The following is a 15,889-nucleotide window of genomic DNA, read 5'->3' as shown; positions in this document are numbered from 1 at the left end:
ATGTACTAATATTTTTAGAATTTAGCTATAAGGTCATCATTCATAACAGTTTAATACGATTTATATGATGTTTACTTATTCATAATAAAGAGAGTATAAAGCTTTCTTTAAGAAGATTTGTTATAAATGGAATGATAGAAAAATCAGATTTCATGGTTTTTCTAACAGGTAAATTATAGACATTTCATGGAATCTTAGAGTTATTCGATATAACTCAATGTAGAAAGCATAGGAAATAAGTAATGCCTAAAAAATATGCGCGTTTTTTACCTACAGCCGATTCATTTAACTTGGAAGACTCCCCTTTTTACTGGATTTCTCAAGTAAATGCCCAGTATGTTCAAAACATTGACAACGTACTTAAAAAGTATGGTTTAGATAACTCTCGCCGCCGCATTCTCATTGCATTACATGTAAAACCTCATGCCAGTGTGTCTGAGCTTTCAGATATGGTCATTTCTAAAATGTCGACGACAACAAAAATTGTTTACCGCTTAAAGGATGAGGGATTTATTGAGACTTATTCCTGTAAAGAAGATGGTCGAATTACCCGCGTTTATTTAACCGAAAAAGGTCAGGAAATGATCACCAAGGTCAATGACCTCACTTCCGTTATTCTAGAGCAATCCTTTGATGGTCTGACACCATTACAGATTGAGAAAACCATGGAAATTCTCAAACATATGTTTAAGAACTTGGCGCGCTAATTTCCTATAAAAAGAGCTTCAATAATGAAGCCTTTTTTATTTTAGGTATAGAGAACTTATATCAATCAAATATACTGAATTCTGGAGTAATGTTTTCTATGGTCATAGGTCAACGTTTTACGCAGTTCTGCAGGTGAATATTTCAGAGCTTCAGTTAAAGCCTTGCGCACTGATTCTGCCTTTGCATCAGGTAATGTTGCCAAGATACAGAGCCGTGTATTTCGTTTAATAAGTGTTGCTATCGAAATTTTATTGTCTTTAACTTTAATTAAATTAGCTTCCCAATGACCTGGTATTTTTCTTTCTTGAACTTCAGTTGGGCGCTCATGAATAGTTTTAATATCCTGTAATATAGAATCTTTAGATCGTACCAGGATGTCTTTTAATGAGTTCAGCAAATTTTCTGGCTGAAAAGCTTTCTTTTCTTGACTCAAGCATTAATGCAGTACGATCTTCAAAGCTAAGATGATAGTATGACAATTTTATATACTCTATAAACCCTTTAAATTAATTAGGTGGTTTATGTCGCACTTCAAGTTTTACTCTGCCTATATTGATTTTAAAAATAAAATGCTCCAGAGGTGCCGCTGCATGGTCGTTACCCTGAACCCGATGAGTTCAAGGTGGAGGTGACGTATACTTAATGGGTTTCCTACTCGAGGCAGGCATACACTCAAAATACACAGAACACATCCATAAATTTAAGTATCGGCAGGGGACTGGACGTACTGGCGAACACCCTAGAGACAGTTTTAGTATAACCGATCTTTACACGATGACAATCGCTACTTGTAAAGATAATTATTAATTGATGGGGCTTTGTGCAAATAATCTTAACATTTAGGTATTTTTCTACACAGTCTGTTCCACATCTTCCAAAATGGTCTGGAGCAGGTGTTCACAATGGGCATATTCCTGTAAAGACTTATTCAGGCTAAACACTTCCTGAGCCATTTGCAGTGCAACCATAATCACAAGTTTGTTATGTTCTACACGAGGAGCATTACGGCGCATGTCATGAAACTTTTGGTTCAGTAGTTCAGCTGCACGCTCTAATTCTTCACGTTTATCTTCAGTCGTGTTTAAACGGAAAGTCTGTTCAATTAAACGAAGTTCTACTGTCACTTGTTCACTCATGATCAGTTTTCCTCTTGTAGTTCAGCATTTGGATGGGCGAGTTGCTGAATCTCTTGTGCATGTTGATCCTCGGCTGTACCAAGAACGGCTAGGCGCTGGATAATCGCCTCAACTTTAGACTTTGCTAACTCATTTTTCTGCAACAAACGATCACGGTCCTGTTGCAAGTCCTGAATTTCCTGTTGGCTATGACGTTGCTGTGCCTGTAGTTTTTCCTTGATGACACGTAGATCATTACGTTCCGCCAGAATTTCCTGAAAGCGATTTTTAAGATCAGTGGTACTTTTCTCTAAACGTCCATAACGTTCAGCCAAAGTTGTTGCATCAGTATTCAGTTGTTTAAATTGATCTTGTAACTGAGTCAGTTGTTCAGTTAAGTTATCAACTTCTTCCTGCTTTTGCGTGATGATGCTATTTTTCTGCACAACTTGTGCATGATGATCAGTTTCAGCTAAAGCTTTAGCCTCAGTGAGCGAAGTGTTTTCTCGCTCTAAATGATGTAAACGTGTTTTTAAAACACCAATATGCGCTTGTAGACGCTGTAATTGTTCTAACATAACGAGGTCGCACAGAGTTGCAATCAAAGGTAATATATACAGCAGTATAGAGATTGGATAAACGAATGCAAGACGATATTTCAGGTTGGACGGAATGGAATGCTCATTTTGATGGGATTGAAGAAATTTCAAGTCCAAGTGAGTTACATGGATTACTCACAGGTATAGTTTGTGTCACACAAGCACCAACCAAAGACGAATGGTCACAAATTTTAAATACTTTAAATGTTCCTGCATTATCGGAAGAGGCGTTAGAAAGCTTAACTGACGAAAGCGAAGATGTTTCTCATGCCTTGTCTGACGATGAGTTAGATTATTTGCCGATGTTGCCAGACGACACTCATTTGCTTGTAGACCGTGTTCAGGCATTGGCGGATTGGTGTGCAGGTGTGGTCCTTGGTTTTGGTTTGGCTTCTGGTCATATTCGTGCAGAAGAACAAGAGCTGATTGAACATTTACAAGATGTTGCAGCTGTTGAGTTTGAGGATTCGGACAATGATGAAGAGGGTGAGGAAAGCTATCAGGAACTGTATGAATTTGTACGCCTGATTCCTGTGAGTCTGTCGATTGGCCGTAAAAAGATTGCTGTAGCCGAAAGCTCATTATTACAAAACTTTCATGCAAAAAGTAAGAATCAGGGGGATATTGGCGATGCACAAAATGTCGTTGAAATGTTTACCCCACATCGTCCGAGTTAACTCGGGCGGTGCCTTAAGCTCTTATAAATAAAGATACTTACAATCATTCATCTTCATCAGAAGGACAATATGAAATTAAGTCAAGCCGATTTTAAACAACGCCGTAATCTTCTTGCTCAACACATAGGCAGCAACAGCATTGCCATTATTGCGACGCGAGCAGAAATGTATCGTAATCGCGATGCGGATTATAAATATCGTGCAGACAGTAGTTTTTATTATCTGACTGGGTTTGCAGAACCCGAAGCCGTTGCGGTAATCGAAACCTTTGCAGAGGGCGAGGAATATAGCTATAGCTTGTTCTGCCGTGAACGTAATCGCGAGATGGAAATCTGGAATGGTTATCGTGCTGGGATTGATGGTGCGATTGAAATCTATGATGCAGATGAAGCGTATGCAATTGATCTGCTTGATGAAGAAATTATCGACAAATTATTAAATAAACAGCGTCTTTACTATCGTATTGGCCAAAATGCGGAATTTGATGCACGTGTCAGCCAATGGATTCAAAAAGCAGATGCACAGCAGCGTCGTGGTGGTGCTGCACCCGCTGAAATGATTCAGTTAGACCGAATTATTGATGAAATGCGCTTGAAAAAATCAGCAAAAGAAATTGAATTGATGCAGATCGCATCTAATATCAGTGCAGAGGCGCATACCCGTGCCATGCAAAGCGTAAAACCAGAAATGATGGAGTATGCACTTGAAGCAGAACTCAATTATATTTTTGGTAAAAATGGTTGTGTGCCAGCCTACAATAGTATTGTCGGTGGTGGAGAGAATGCGTGCATTTTGCATTACGTGGAAAACAATAAACCATTAAAAGACGGTGATTTGGTTTTAATAGATGCTGCTTGTGAATATGAATTCTACGCATCTGATATCACTCGTACTTTCCCAGTCAATGGTAAGTTCAGTCCTGAGCAAAAAGCACTTTACAATATTGTATTAGATGCACAACTAGCTGCGATTGATGCAACCCGTATTGGCAATCACTACAAATATCCACATGAAGTCGCTGTAAAAATTTTAACTCAAGGTTTGGTTGATCTTGGCTTACTGAGCGGTAATGTAGATGAGTTGGTTGAGAGCGAAGCATTCCGTCAATTCTTTATGCATGGAACTGGGCATTGGCTTGGTATGGATGTGCATGATGTCGGTGCATATAAGCATGGCGAAGACTGGCGTGCTTATGAAGCAGGTATGGTAGTCACCGTTGAGCCTGGTTTATACGTCGCACCCGATGATGAAACGGTTGATGCGAAATGGCGTGGTATTGGGATTCGTATCGAAGATGATGTTTTAGTCACTGAAAATGGGCCGTTGGTTTTGACTAAGAATGTAGTGAAAACTGTTGAAGAAATTGAGCAATTAATGGCTGGTTAAGTCAGAAATATTGATCTAAAGGCTTATTCTGGGATAAGCCTTTTTTATTTGTCGAATTAAAATAAAACACAGACCAAACAAAGTACAAATTCCATTGTCGATTTAAGTTAGAGTAAGATAGGCTAGGGTCTGTAGATAATTCATAAATGCTTGCGATAGTGGATGTTTTTAGGTGATACAAGGCATGGCTTATGAAATTTAGTCATTCTAAATAAATAAGCCATAACGCAGTAGCGACAAAAAATATCCCTGTCCCACAGGGTTATGGCTAAAACTTCCTTAAACTTTGTTATGAAACTTGACAAGGAGTTGCCATTGCCTACGTTTCATGCCTCGTTTAAGTTGTTTTAGCCTATAACGCAACCATAGATGAAATATCAACAGACCCTTAACATCAAGTCATGAAAAACTGATAAGGAATAATATTATGCAGCAACAAGTCATCATTGTCGGTGGAGGTATGGTTGGACTCAGCCTTGCTTTAATGTTGGCAAAATCTAATATTGCCGTAAAGCTATTAGAAGCTGTGAAATATCCAAATTATGATGATGAAAATGTTGCTCCTTATCACTCAAGTTTTGATGCGCGTAACACCGCTTTGTCACGCCGTAGCGTGCAGATTTACCAAAAATTAGGTTTGTGGGAAGCCTTACAGCAACATGCCACCCCAATTCTGCAAGTACATATCACTGAGCAGGGTAGCTTTGGTAAAGCACGATTAGTCGCAGAACAAGAAAAAGTAGAAAGCTTTGGGCAAGTCATTGAAAATGCGTGGTTAGGTCGAGTATTACTCACCCAGGTTCGTCAGCAGCCTCTGATTGAATTAATTGATGGGGTACAAGTGACATCACTGACACAAGATGCAGATGAGGTTCACATTGAAGCCATGCGTAATGGTGAATATATCCATTCCTTGAAATCGAAGTTGGTGATCGCAGCAGATGGTCGTGATTCTTTCTGCCGTCAAGCAATTGGTGTGGGCGTGGATGAACATGATTATGACCAAGTTGCGATTGTTACAACGGTTCAAACCTCTAAACCTCATCAACAGGTTGGTTTTGAGCGGTTTAGCGCATTAGGACCATTGGCATTATTGCCTTTACCTGGTGAATATCGTCGTTCTGTCGTTTGGCCAGTTAAAAAAGGTACTGAAGCTGAATGGTTGGGTGAAGAAAATGATCAACACTTCTTGGATGCCCTACAAGAAACTTATGGCGATCGTGCGGGTAAATTTGAAAAAACGGGTAAACGTTTTAGTTATCCATTGTCACAAGTTCTGGCTCACAAGCAGGCAGTTGGTCGTGTAGTTCTGATGGGTAATGCAGCACACACAATTCATCCTGTTGCAGGGCAAGGCTTTAACTTGTGTTTGCGAGATGCCGATGTATTGGTTCGTTATTTACTAGAGCAGTTAGCGAAGTCTGATGATATTGGTCATCCTGATAATTTATTGGCTTATGAGCAAGCACGCTTAACAGATCAGCAGCGTGTGATTAAGTTCTGTGATTCAGTGGTGCGTGGTTTCAGTAATCAAAATCCAATCCTCAAATTATTACGCAATACAGGTCTGATTGCATTTGATGTGATTCCAGGCGTTAAGCCTTTGGTTGCCAATTATGCGATGGGACTAAAAGCATGAGTGAAATCTTAGATGTTGTGATTGTTGGCGGTGGTTTAGTCGGTGGATTAACCGCTTTATTGTTGGCTCAAGGTGGGGTGCAAGCAACAGTATTGGATGCTGCACCAGTGCTTGATCAAGACAAAACTTTAGCCGTGATGAATCCACGGGTGTTGGCTTTAAGTCAAGCAACGATTCATCTACTAAAGACAGTTGACGTTTGGAATGATTTAGCACGCCAAATGCCTTATTCAGGTATGCAGGTCCGGAATAAAAATGGTTATGGTGAAATAAATTTTGGACATGCTTCCGAACAGCAACCTCGTGCAGATCAAGCTTTAGGTTCAATGGTTGAACCAAGTGTCTTGAATGTTGCGATTCAACAAAAAATGTTGCAGCAGCTCAATGATTATCGTACTCAAGTCAAAGTGATTCGGATTGAGCAGATTCCACAAGGTTGGTCAATTCAATTGGCGGATGGCACAACACTAAAAACCAAGTTACTTATTGGTGCAGATGGTGCAAATTCTTTTGTCCGCGAACAAGCTTATATAGATTTAGATGTTTTGGATTACAAACAGGCTGCCATCAGTTGCGCGATTAAAACCACCCAGCCGAATCATTATGTGGCACGACAAATTTTCCTACCGACAGGCCCATTGGCTTATTTGCCGATGGCGAGTCTTGATCCACAAGAGAACGGCTATTGGCAGTCGATTGTCTGGACTTTACCAGATGATTACGCCGATGAATATTCAGCACTCAGCGATCAGGACTTTATGCAACTATTGACGCAAGAAAGCCTACATATGTTGGGTGAAGTGGTTGAGGTCCGTTCCAGAGCACAATTCCCACTTAAAGCAAGAGCAGCTCAGCGTTATATCAAATCTGGTTTAGCCTTGATTGGCGATGCAGCACATGTCATCCATCCTTTGGCAGGTCAGGGCGTAAATATCGGTTGCTTGGATGCAGCAGTTTTATGTGATGTTTTATTGCATGATTTAAAACGCGGTGTGTGGGCCAATGAGCAAACTTTATTGCGCTATGAACACCAACGTAAAGGCCAGAATGATGCCATGATGCACAGTATGTCTGCGATTGGTTGGTTAGAAAGTTCAGAATTATTTCCGTTTGTTTGGGCACGTAACTTTGGTCTAAAACAAGTTGAACAATTGGATTGGTTTAAAGATCGCTTTATGAGACAAGCGAATGGCTTAGGGGCTTTACAGCACACGCGTTATGCTTGCTAAAAAATAGTAGATATTTTTTAAACAATCATTTATAAATCAGAGTGAATTTGGTTATAAAAAGCACAATTTGATGAATATTTTGCTTTGATAAATAAGAAGAGCTTGTTAAATTTCATCAAGTTCTGATGGCCAAATAGCGATGATGAGAGTTGAGTCATTGTGGGGAGAGTAATATGACGGAAATGAATGATTACGACGAAAATACTGAAGATTCTGCGGTAGACGATGAAGAAGCGAAAGCCGCAGAAAGCGGTGCAGATACCGAAGAAGCAACGATTGATGATGCTGATCTAGCTGAAGCTGAAACGCTAACTGTGACTGCGAAACAGAAGCAGCGTCAGGCTTTGGAAGACGAATTAGCTGCATTTCTTGCACGCGGTGGACGCATTACTGAGGTTCCGCCAGGTGAGCATCAAGATTAAGTCTGAATTGACATAAAAAAGCATCACGGTTTTATTGGTGGCTCACATGCCCGTTCTGTATCTTTATGGGTCGATGCGCTGGATTTTGCAGGTGATGCTGCTAACTATGCAATTTCATTGGCTGAGATGATAAGGGGAGATTTTTTAATCCCCCCTTAGGTTTTATTGATCTTGTTGGGTGAGTTCCAGAGCCCGTTGATAAGCAACTTTCTTTTTTATACCCGTTAAATCAGCGGCCAATTGTGACGCTGCTTTTACCGATAAATCCTGCAATAAGCGTTTTAACAACTCATCCAGTTTATCCTGCTCCACATCTTTTTCCGCAGATGCACCACCCACCACAACCACAATTTCACCTTTCTCTTGGTTGTGATCATTTTCAATAAAAGTAACTAAATCTTTTAAAGTCATTTTTTTAATTGTTTCAAATGTCTTGGTAATTTCACGGGCAAAACCAACAGGACGATCTTCACCAAATACCTCAGCCATATTTTTAATACTGTCTAAAATACGATGTGGCGCTTCATAGAAAATCAGGGTTTGGGTTTCATCTTTTAATTTTTCAAGCTGGCTAATGCGTTGCGATGCTTTGGATGGTAGAAAGCCTTCAAAGCTAAAGCGGTCACTCGGTAAGCCCACTGCACTTAATGCCGCAATTGCAGCACAGGCACCTGGGACGGGGATTACACGAATGCCACGTTCTTGTGCTGCGCGTACTAACTTAAATCCAGGGTCACTAATTAACGGTGTTCCCGCATCACTAATAAGCGCAATACGTTCACCATTTAACATTCTTTGAATAAGTTGATCAATTTTGTTACTTTCGTTGTGATCATGACACGCTGTTAACGGAGTTGAGATATTATAGTGCTTGAATAATTGAGCAGATTGACGAGTGTCTTCTGCTGCAACCACCGATACAGACTTTAAAATATCAATTGCACGAAAGGTCATGTCATCCAAGTGCCCAATCGGGGTTGCTACAACAAATAATTGAGCACTCATAAAAGGTAACTCCCTCATGTCTTACAAAAAATATTGGCTACTACTGTGTTTGGCAGCATGTATGAGTCCAGCCTATGCGGACGTACTGGTGATTTTACCTGAATCTGGCACGATGGCGCGAGCAGGTCAGAGCATCAAACGTGGTTTCCTGAGTGCTTATACAGCATCTGGCAGCAAAGAAAAAATTATTTTTGTAGATTCCGCAAAAAATAGCATCGACTCAATTTTCAAGAAAGAAGTCACCAATAAGACCAGACTGATTGTTGGGCCATTGGCAAGACCTGAAGTTGAAAACCTTATACAGCTTAGTCCCAAAATTCCTGTACTGGCCCTTAATGATGTCAACACACAATCAGCCAATGTCTGGCAATATAGTCTGGCCAAGCAGGATGATGCGGTTGCCCTCAACCAACTGCTGAAAAAAGATGGGGTGAAAAAACTATTTGTTTTACGCCAGACAGGAACTGAGTCAGCCACTGAACTTTTTTTAGTGGCATTGATGGCTGAGTTTGGTTCAGATATTGCAATGGTCAATCAGTTACCGAAAAAACTCTCCAGAAAAGAGGGTGTGTTGCTATTGGGTGACCATCAATGGATGGAACAACTAGGAGCATTACCTGAGAAGAATATTTATGCGACTCCCCTGAGTATTGAACAGGGGCAGTTCATACCTTTGGGATTGAGTTTCTGTGATGTACCCGCGTTATATAATGGTCAATGGGCAGACTTAATTGAAGCCTACAAGGAACAGCCTGAAAATATGGCATTTCAACGTTTGCTGGCTTTTGGGGGTGATGCATGGAGCATGGGCCAACACTTACTTGAGCAAGCTGGACAGGTGCAGTTCTCTTTTGTTGGACGCACAGGTGCAATTGAGCTAAAAGACCATAAAATCTCTAGGCAGCCTTATTGTTATAGACAGCAAAAAAATAGCATTGAAATTTTAAAATAAGATATGGGCACAATCGAACAGCAGAAACATCTCTTGGGACAGTGGGCAGAACAAACGGCATTGCTATTTTTACAGTCCCAGCAGTATCAATATGTCAATAAAAACTACCATTCACGTTTTGGGGAAATTGACCTGATTGTCAAACGTGACAATGAGCTGGTTTTTGTGGAGGTGAAAGCCCGTTCCGCAGGCAGTTATGCAGAGGCCTGTGAAGTGATTTCGTATTCACAGCAACGTAAGATTATTAAGACGGCGCAGTTCTTTTTACAAAGATACCCCAATTATTACAATTTTGACTGTCGTTTTGATGTGATCTGTTTTGATTTTCCACAGAAACTTGCAAAAACAGTACAACCAGATTTTTCAAAATTGCAGTATGATCAGCAATGGATTAAACATGCGTTTACTTTGGATTGAGATACGGTTGAGTCATTTCAAGGCAAGTGCAGTAGATTGAACAAGTTAGTGGATAGGGAGTCTTGCCAAGTGTTGAAACGTTTAACGATGACGTTGGTTTGCGTTGCAAGTTTATCGGGATGTGCGAGTTTTATTTCTGGTGGAACAGGATCGGCGCCTGTTGGTACAAACAGTGGTGAACGTAGTTTAGGGCAGGTTTTTATTGATTCTTCAATCAAGCGTACTGCAAATATCAACCTATACAAATTAGACCATCGCTTTAAGCAGTCACGTATCAATATTGAAAGTTTCCACAGTAATGTTTTGTTGACTGGCCAGGTTCCAGATCCTTACTTAAAACAGTTGGCGGAAGATAACCTGCGCGCCATGAGCGATGTTAAGGCGGTTCACAACTACATCACTGTAGGCGATAAAGTAAGCTATAGCACCATCATGCAGGATGCAACGGTAACGGCGAACACCCGTGGTCTACTGATGAAAGCTCCTGTGGTTTCTGACAGCAAAGTACTGGTACATACTGAAAACGGTGTGCTGTATGTGATGGGGCGCCTTAATACCGCTGAAGTGAAAGATTTGGATGATGTCTTACAAAAAGTGGGCAATGTGAGTAAAATTGTCACGCTGATTGACAACATTGATCAATCTTCAGGGACGATGAACTCATCTGCTGCCACGCCGATGGTCGGTGCAGCGACAACACAGCCTTTAGTTGAAACACCAGTTGCAATTGATCCTGATCAAGATGAACCCGTGACGACGACACCAACCGCACCTTAATTTATGAAGCAACTTATTCAGCAAGTACAAGAAAACGTGATACGGGCGAAAAACTTATATCAGGAATTTCGCCTGTATGATTTTGCCAGCTATTCAATCAATTATTTGACGCCAAAGGATACTTTTGAAAAAGAAGAACATCTTGCTTATGGGTTAAAAGCCAGAAATCGACTGGATCTTTATCGAACCAAGAATCCAAAGAAACAAAAACCTTTGATTGTTTTTGTACATGGTGGATCATGGCAGCATGGCAATAAACGTGATTATTTGTTTATTGGTGAGACATTCGCACGTGAGGGCTATGATGTTGCAGTGATCAACTATCATCTTGCGCCTGAACATATCTTTCCAGCCTTTATTGATGACCTTGCTCAGGCCATTCATTATTTGGTCCAAAATCAAGACAAGCTGAATATCTCAACTAAAAACATCATTCTGATGGGACATTCTGCGGGTGCCTTTAATGTGATGTCTATGGTGTATTCTGCTCAGCCTCAGCAATTTAAATATACAGATAATATTAAGGCAATTGTGGGTTTGGCTGGCCCGTATCATTTTGACTATAAAGATGATCCTTTATCTGAACATGCATTTGATCCAAAAACATCGTACCAACAAGTGATGCCGTATTATTTTATTAATCCGAATAAGATTAAACATTATCTATTGATGGCTGAGAATGATCAGTTGGTTGGTAATCATAATAGTTTCGATCTTGATAAGGCATTAAGAGAAAAGGGTAATCATAGCCATGTGATGATTATTCCTAAGACTGGACACATTACCATTGTGGCGACTTTGGCCAGTTTTGTAAGTCATTACTTCAAAACCAAGCGAACGATTTTGCATTTCTTAGATGAAGCTTTAGAAGATTAAATAAAAAAGCATCGTTTAAGATGCTTTTTTACTTTCTATGACCTGCATGATCATACTGTGGGCAATACTGCCCTTAAACGGAATTTCAGGCAGTTGGTCAAACTTAAAAAATCTGGCATCAGCAATTTCTTCAAGCTGGAGCTGAATGTCACCTGAATCATATTCAGCATGAAAGGCAATCATCAGGTTGCTTGGAAATGGCCACGGCTGACTTGACATATAGCGGATATTTTTAAGCTTGACACCGACTTCCTCAAAGGCTTCCCGTTGTACTGCCTCTTCCAGTGTTTCACCAACCTCAACAAATCCAGCGATTAGACCGTACATATTACTTTTATTATGCGCTGATTTCGCAAGTAAGAGTTCATCATCACCTTTGGTAATGATTGTAATGACACAAGGCTGTACACGTGGGTATTGATGATAGCCACAGGCAGGGCAAACCATAGCATATTCTTTGGAATGGATTTCCGTGGCATGTCCACAGTGGCTACAGAATTTATGGTTACGCCGCCACTCAAGCAGTTGCACCGCACGGCTAGCCTGTAGAAATTCTGTTGTGGACCATAACTGGATTAGTTCCCGAATGGGAATCAGTTGATAGCCATCGGGAACAGATTCATGTTCAAGCAGATCACGTGCAATGACATGATCATTGTGATGGATGGGGAGGTCACTTGCTAACTTTTCAACCTTTGGCAGTTGCAGGTTTTCATCAACTAACAGTTTCTGGTGTTGAAAAATATAAGCAAGTGAGAGCTGAGTCATTATGCGGCGATGTTTTGTAATTGCTGACTGCTTGATAATGCCACATCAAACATAGATTGCAATACAGGTTGTTTATTCTTAAGGTTATCCACCAGTAAATCCAGACCTGCAACCACATTTAAAATGCAGTTCACCTGCTCTGCATCTAAAGCCAGATTCTGGTTTAAGCGATTCTGGGCAAAGTTCGCCGCAGTCAACAATGCTGTCTGTTGAGCAGAACTGCCAAGGAACAGGGCAGCACCAGATAGCTCCTTAAGATACTCTGGCAATGCCTGCAGACTATGTGAGGCTGGATCCTGAACATATAGGCTTAGGGTTTGGGTCAGTGTCTCAATCAGTGTTTTTGTCTCAGTCAACAACGCCTTATGTGCTTCATCTAAACGGTCTAGTGAGATATGCATGTTATTGACACGCAGCTGCAAACGGCTAGAGGTGTAGTTACGCTCCAGAATGCCGATTGAGTTCATCGATGCTAGAATACTGTTCATCAACTGCTGTACTGAAGCTACATCCGTTAGTGTATTGGATTGACTGAGTTTTTCAGCCTGCTGGATCAGCTCTTTTGCCGCCTCATTCAGGTTAAGCACCTTGAACACATTTGCAAGCTGGTTCAGCTTTAGTTGTAGCTCCTGAGTTTTCTCAGTTGACATATTCTGATGATTATATTCAATTTCATTACGAATCTGCGCCATTTCATTGGTCATCAACTGGCTGATGGTATGAATGGTTTCATAGTCAGGGCCATATAAATGACGGCTGAGCACCTGCAACTGGGTATCGCTTAACAGTTCATCGCCAATGTTGAGCTGTTCACGGATATGCTGGGAAACATCATCTTCCTGACTAATGCAGATGCTGAGAATATCTGCAAGATCGCTCAGGTTGCTTTGGTAGGCAGACGGCTGTGCCAGGAATTTGCCAATATTGGTTTCAACCTGAATCAGGGTGCGTAAACGTGCTTCGGTAATCAGTAGTTCATCAATATGGCTTAAACCCACATTAACCAGTTGCCAGTATTGCTGACTGGGAAGATTTGAAGCCATGCCCGCAAGGTAGACACCAACAAGTTTGATGCCCTGCAAGTCCAGAGGTGTTTCTGCCTGCTTGATCAGCTTGTTCAGGCATAGCTTGTAAAGCTGGTGAATATATTGGGATTTTTCCAGACTTGGCGCCTGTGGCAGATTAAAGTTTGGTGTGATGCAGTCCAGCAAAGGCTGAATGGTCTGGCCTTCTTTGGTGATTGGTTTGCCCAGCGCTTTTTCCAAACGGTTCAGGGTATCCAGCAGGAACTGGGGAACCTTGACTTCACGCAGGCTGATAAACTCGATATAGCGCTTCAGCATGGTGGTGCCTTCACTGAGGGTAACCACATCACTGGTCTTGATTTGCTGCGGTTGAGCCATGATTTTACGCATCAACTCAGCCGAATACTCGGTGATCTGTGACAAATGCGGCATATCAATCAGGGCAAGCACCTGTGTGCATTGCTCAAACTGATTGAGTGCGTCATCAATACCAAAAGGTAAGGCTTGTTCTTCAGCAAGCGTATTAACTGCTGTCTCCACCAATTTAATCGAATTGTCGATTTCATTTTTTATTATTAGTAATGCCGTTGGGTCGAAATGAATCGAGGTTTGGTAAGACATATGACCTACACCTTTCCTGAGTTGTTATATCCATGAACCTCCCGCAACAGGAGGTTTAAATGTTCTATAGGCTAATATAGCGTAACTTTCAAAGCTTGAAATACAAAAAATAACATTGATCAGTAAATTTATTTTGCAAAAAAGCAAGGCTTTCCATGTTTCTGTTCAAATTGTTTGACCCATGTCTCATGTTGGGCCAATTCATCACCTGATGCATAAATGACAGGAAGCTCAATCTGCACACGTTGACGGGTGTTTTTATTTTGACCTTGTTCCGTTTGTGACAGGGCATCTATATCAAAGGAAACCTGTCCACCCGTCATGGCAAGGTAGACATCTGCCAGAATCTCGGCATCCAGTAACGCACCGTGGAAAGTACGGTCCCGCGCAGGAATTTCGTAACGCCTCACCAAAGCATCCAAAGAATTCTTTTGGCCAGGATGCTTATTTTTTGCCAGTGCCAATGTGTCGGTCACTTCACACACTTCGGAAAGTAAGGGCAGGCCAGCACGCTTGAACTCCATGTCGAGGAAGTTCATATCGAAGGTTGCATTGTGTGCAATGATCTCGGCACCTTTTAAGTAGGCAAATAGCGTATCGGCAATTTCTGCATACGTGGGCTTGTCTTGTAGAAAATCGTCGGTGATGCCGTGGATGGCCTCTGAGTCACCAACAGGTTTTTCAGGATTGATATAAATATGAATCGAGCTACCCGTCAGTTTGCGGTTGATCATTTCAATCGCGCCCACCTCAATAATGCGGTCGCCATCCTGATAATAAAAACCTGTGGTTTCGGTATCCAGAATCAGCTGGCGCGGGCCCTGAAGATTTAACTTGGCTTCAGTCACAACAATTTGTGGATGTAGGCTGCTTGCTGGTGTTGCTGAGGTGTCGGGCAATATCTCTGTTTCAGCCATATTGTCCTGAACATTTATTTCTATTTCAAGCTCTTCCTCAATTTCGTCCTGATCCGCCATCATATCTAAACCAAAAGGGTCGTCCAGAAGCCAATCTGGTTCAGGCTTTTTTGTATCAGCGTTAGCCTGTGTTGTGGATTTTAGTTGTTTGGCAGTCTGTTCCGCACCCAAATTGGCCAGTTGATCTGCCATTTCATTGCCCGCATGACCTGCATGACCTTTTATCCAGTTCCACTCAATCTCACGGTTGGCACAGGTTGCATCAAGTTTTTTCCAGAGGTCTGGGTTTTTGACATCTTTCCAGTTCTTCTTTTTCCAGCCATGAATCCATTCAGTGATACCTTGCTTGACATAATTGGAGTCTGTCCAGATGATGAGGTGTGCATCAGTTGGGCAAAATGCAATTCCCTCAATTGCAGCAGTCAGTTCCATGCGGTTGTTGGTTGTTTCTGGTTCGCCACCACACAGCTTGTGTTCACCCTGTTCGGTAATGATGTATGCACCCCAACCCCCTAAACCTGGGTTGCCCTTGCATGCGCCATCAACATAGAGTGTGATTGTTTGTGACATATCTGAACCTAAATCATAAATGGAATAAAAAGTTTCCAGCATTGCCATCTAAATCGGTTAGACAAATATTCTGCTGTGACCTTGAGCAATTGGAATAACACTGTAGTTTTCCCGTATGGATGGAAGATTTTAGCATTTCCATCCTATTTCTTGTATTGTAAGGTGAAATTCTTCCTCTAGACGTTA

General features: G+C 41.3%; 16 protein-coding genes, 1 other RNA gene and 2 pseudogenes. 11 read left to right on the top strand and 8 right to left on the bottom strand.

Annotation, left to right across the window (positions count from 1 at the left end):
* The first annotated feature begins 242 nt into the window (after nucleotides 1–242).
* Nucleotides 243–707 (top strand): MarR family winged helix-turn-helix transcriptional regulator, encoded by a 465-nt coding sequence (locus F972_RS02915; protein ID WP_004681284.1) that lies wholly within the window; start codon nucleotides 243–245, stop codon nucleotides 705–707.
* 83 nt (nucleotides 708–790) lie between these two features.
* On the opposite strand, the pseudogene F972_RS02910 reads toward F972_RS02915, so the two are convergent.
* From F972_RS02910 to F972_RS02900, 4 genes and pseudogenes are all read right to left on the bottom strand, one after another.
* Nucleotides 791–1,069: pseudogene (locus tag F972_RS02910) on the bottom strand (IS30 family transposase); the annotation flags it as partial.
* Between the two features lie 206 nt (nucleotides 1,070–1,275).
* Nucleotides 1,276–1,457: non-coding RNA, 6S RNA (gene ssrS / locus F972_RS14980), on the bottom strand.
* A 102-nt stretch (nucleotides 1,458–1,559) separates the two neighbouring features.
* The gene (locus F972_RS02905; protein WP_004678103.1) at nucleotides 1,560–1,844 is read right to left on the bottom strand and encodes a cell division protein ZapA; all 285 of its coding nucleotides are present in this window, start codon (nucleotides 1,842–1,844) and stop codon (nucleotides 1,560–1,562) included.
* 2 nt (nucleotides 1,845–1,846) lie between these two features.
* Nucleotides 1,847–2,401, bottom strand: coding sequence for a hypothetical protein (locus F972_RS02900; protein WP_004678101.1), 555 nt, complete (start codon nucleotides 2,399–2,401; stop codon nucleotides 1,847–1,849).
* Between the two features lie 65 nt (nucleotides 2,402–2,466).
* Here F972_RS02900 and F972_RS02895 point away from each other — a divergent pair, with 65 nt between their 5' ends.
* The 6 genes and pseudogenes from F972_RS02895 to F972_RS15705 form a co-directional block, all read left to right on the top strand.
* Nucleotides 2,467–3,099, top strand: a complete 633-nt coding sequence (locus tag F972_RS02895; protein WP_004681281.1) for a UPF0149 family protein — start codon at nucleotides 2,467–2,469, stop codon at nucleotides 3,097–3,099.
* A gap of 69 nt (nucleotides 3,100–3,168) precedes the next feature.
* Nucleotides 3,169–4,485 carry a Xaa-Pro aminopeptidase gene (gene pepP / locus F972_RS02890; protein ID WP_004681279.1) on the top strand — a complete coding sequence of 439 codons (1,317 nt, stop codon included), beginning with the start codon at nucleotides 3,169–3,171 and terminating at the stop codon, nucleotides 4,483–4,485.
* A gap of 427 nt (nucleotides 4,486–4,912) precedes the next feature.
* Complete coding sequence (ubiH, locus tag F972_RS02885; protein WP_004681277.1) at nucleotides 4,913–6,124, top strand: 2-octaprenyl-6-methoxyphenyl hydroxylase; 1,212 nt, start codon at nucleotides 4,913–4,915, stop codon at nucleotides 6,122–6,124.
* The gene (locus F972_RS02880) at nucleotides 6,121–7,353 is read left to right on the top strand and encodes an FAD-dependent monooxygenase (protein WP_004681275.1); all 1,233 of its coding nucleotides are present in this window, start codon (nucleotides 6,121–6,123) and stop codon (nucleotides 7,351–7,353) included. The genes ubiH and F972_RS02880 overlap by 4 nt, the downstream gene beginning before the upstream one ends.
* A 173-nt stretch (nucleotides 7,354–7,526) precedes the next feature.
* Complete coding sequence (locus F972_RS02875) at nucleotides 7,527–7,775, top strand: hypothetical protein (RefSeq protein WP_004678094.1); 249 nt, start codon at nucleotides 7,527–7,529, stop codon at nucleotides 7,773–7,775.
* Between the two features lie 33 nt (nucleotides 7,776–7,808).
* Nucleotides 7,809–7,895, top strand: a pseudogene (locus F972_RS15705) (cation transporter); the annotation flags it as partial.
* A 42-nt stretch (nucleotides 7,896–7,937) separates the two neighbouring features.
* Here F972_RS15705 and rsmI read toward each other — a convergent pair.
* On the bottom strand, nucleotides 7,938–8,780 hold the full coding sequence (rsmI, locus tag F972_RS02870) for a 16S rRNA (cytidine(1402)-2'-O)-methyltransferase (protein WP_004681274.1): 843 nt from the start codon (nucleotides 8,778–8,780) through the stop codon (nucleotides 7,938–7,940).
* 16 nt (nucleotides 8,781–8,796) lie between these two features.
* Between rsmI and F972_RS02865 the strand changes: the two genes are divergently transcribed.
* From F972_RS02865 to F972_RS02850, 4 genes are all read left to right on the top strand, one after another.
* Nucleotides 8,797–9,732 carry a penicillin-binding protein activator gene (locus F972_RS02865; RefSeq protein WP_004681273.1) on the top strand — a complete coding sequence of 312 codons (936 nt, stop codon included), beginning with the start codon at nucleotides 8,797–8,799 and terminating at the stop codon, nucleotides 9,730–9,732.
* Between the two features lie 3 nt (nucleotides 9,733–9,735).
* Nucleotides 9,736–10,149: a YraN family protein gene (locus F972_RS02860; RefSeq protein ID WP_004681272.1), complete on the top strand. Its 414-nt coding sequence runs from the start codon at nucleotides 9,736–9,738 to the stop codon at nucleotides 10,147–10,149.
* Nucleotides 10,150–10,236: 87 nt separating this feature from the next.
* The gene (locus tag F972_RS02855) at nucleotides 10,237–10,926 is read left to right on the top strand and encodes a BON domain-containing protein (protein WP_378251357.1); all 690 of its coding nucleotides are present in this window, start codon (nucleotides 10,237–10,239) and stop codon (nucleotides 10,924–10,926) included.
* Between the two features lie 3 nt (nucleotides 10,927–10,929).
* Nucleotides 10,930–11,802 (top strand): alpha/beta hydrolase, encoded by an 873-nt coding sequence (locus F972_RS02850; RefSeq protein ID WP_004681268.1) that lies wholly within the window; start codon nucleotides 10,930–10,932, stop codon nucleotides 11,800–11,802.
* Between the two features lie 15 nt (nucleotides 11,803–11,817).
* Here the strand turns inward: F972_RS02850 and nudC are convergent, their stop codons facing one another.
* From nudC to dnaQ, 3 genes are all read right to left on the bottom strand, one after another.
* Nucleotides 11,818–12,570, bottom strand: a complete 753-nt coding sequence (gene nudC, locus F972_RS02845) for an NAD(+) diphosphatase (protein WP_004681267.1) — start codon at nucleotides 12,568–12,570, stop codon at nucleotides 11,818–11,820.
* Nucleotides 12,570–14,216: a hypothetical protein gene (locus F972_RS02840; RefSeq protein ID WP_004681266.1), complete on the bottom strand. Its 1,647-nt coding sequence runs from the start codon at nucleotides 14,214–14,216 to the stop codon at nucleotides 12,570–12,572. Before F972_RS02840 ends, nudC begins: the two co-directional genes overlap by 1 nt.
* A 128-nt stretch (nucleotides 14,217–14,344) precedes the next feature.
* Complete coding sequence (dnaQ, locus tag F972_RS02835; protein WP_010589246.1) at nucleotides 14,345–15,703, bottom strand: DNA polymerase III subunit epsilon; 1,359 nt, start codon at nucleotides 15,701–15,703, stop codon at nucleotides 14,345–14,347.
* Nucleotides 15,704–15,889 lie beyond the last annotated feature (186 nt).

The organism is Acinetobacter sp. CIP 102529 (assembly GCF_000368325.1).
GTDB classification, from domain to species: domain Bacteria; phylum Pseudomonadota; class Gammaproteobacteria; order Pseudomonadales; family Moraxellaceae; genus Acinetobacter; species Acinetobacter parvus.
This window is presented reverse-complemented; position numbering and strand designations above follow the sequence as displayed.

What these genes read in the sequence shown, in the direction of transcription:
- F972_RS02915 (WP_004681284.1), top strand. Translation starts at nt 243, where the DNA reads ATGCCTAAAAAATATGCGCGTTTTTTACCTACAGCCGATTCATTTAAC.
- F972_RS02905 (WP_004678103.1), bottom strand. Translation starts at nt 1,844, where the DNA reads ATGAGTGAACAAGTGACAGTAGAACTTCGTTTAATTGAACAGACTTTC.
- F972_RS02900 (WP_004678101.1), bottom strand. Translation starts at nt 2,401, where the DNA reads ATGTTAGAACAATTACAGCGTCTACAAGCGCATATTGGTGTTTTAAAA.
- F972_RS02895 (WP_004681281.1), top strand. Translation starts at nt 2,467, where the DNA reads ATGCAAGACGATATTTCAGGTTGGACGGAATGGAATGCTCATTTTGAT.
- pepP (WP_004681279.1), top strand. Translation starts at nt 3,169, where the DNA reads ATGAAATTAAGTCAAGCCGATTTTAAACAACGCCGTAATCTTCTTGCT.
- ubiH (WP_004681277.1), top strand. Translation starts at nt 4,913, where the DNA reads ATGCAGCAACAAGTCATCATTGTCGGTGGAGGTATGGTTGGACTCAGC.
- F972_RS02880 (WP_004681275.1), top strand. Translation starts at nt 6,121, where the DNA reads ATGAGTGAAATCTTAGATGTTGTGATTGTTGGCGGTGGTTTAGTCGGT.
- F972_RS02875 (WP_004678094.1), top strand. Translation starts at nt 7,527, where the DNA reads ATGACGGAAATGAATGATTACGACGAAAATACTGAAGATTCTGCGGTA.
- rsmI (WP_004681274.1), bottom strand. Translation starts at nt 8,780, where the DNA reads ATGAGTGCTCAATTATTTGTTGTAGCAACCCCGATTGGGCACTTGGAT.
- F972_RS02865 (WP_004681273.1), top strand. Translation starts at nt 8,797, where the DNA reads ATGTCTTACAAAAAATATTGGCTACTACTGTGTTTGGCAGCATGTATG.
- F972_RS02860 (WP_004681272.1), top strand. Translation starts at nt 9,736, where the DNA reads ATGGGCACAATCGAACAGCAGAAACATCTCTTGGGACAGTGGGCAGAA.
- F972_RS02855 (WP_378251357.1), top strand. Translation starts at nt 10,237, where the DNA reads ATGACGTTGGTTTGCGTTGCAAGTTTATCGGGATGTGCGAGTTTTATT.
- F972_RS02850 (WP_004681268.1), top strand. Translation starts at nt 10,930, where the DNA reads ATGAAGCAACTTATTCAGCAAGTACAAGAAAACGTGATACGGGCGAAA.
- nudC (WP_004681267.1), bottom strand. Translation starts at nt 12,570, where the DNA reads ATGACTCAGCTCTCACTTGCTTATATTTTTCAACACCAGAAACTGTTA.
- F972_RS02840 (WP_004681266.1), bottom strand. Translation starts at nt 14,216, where the DNA reads ATGTCTTACCAAACCTCGATTCATTTCGACCCAACGGCATTACTAATA.
- dnaQ (WP_010589246.1), bottom strand. Translation starts at nt 15,703, where the DNA reads ATGTCACAAACAATCACACTCTATGTTGATGGCGCATGCAAGGGCAAC.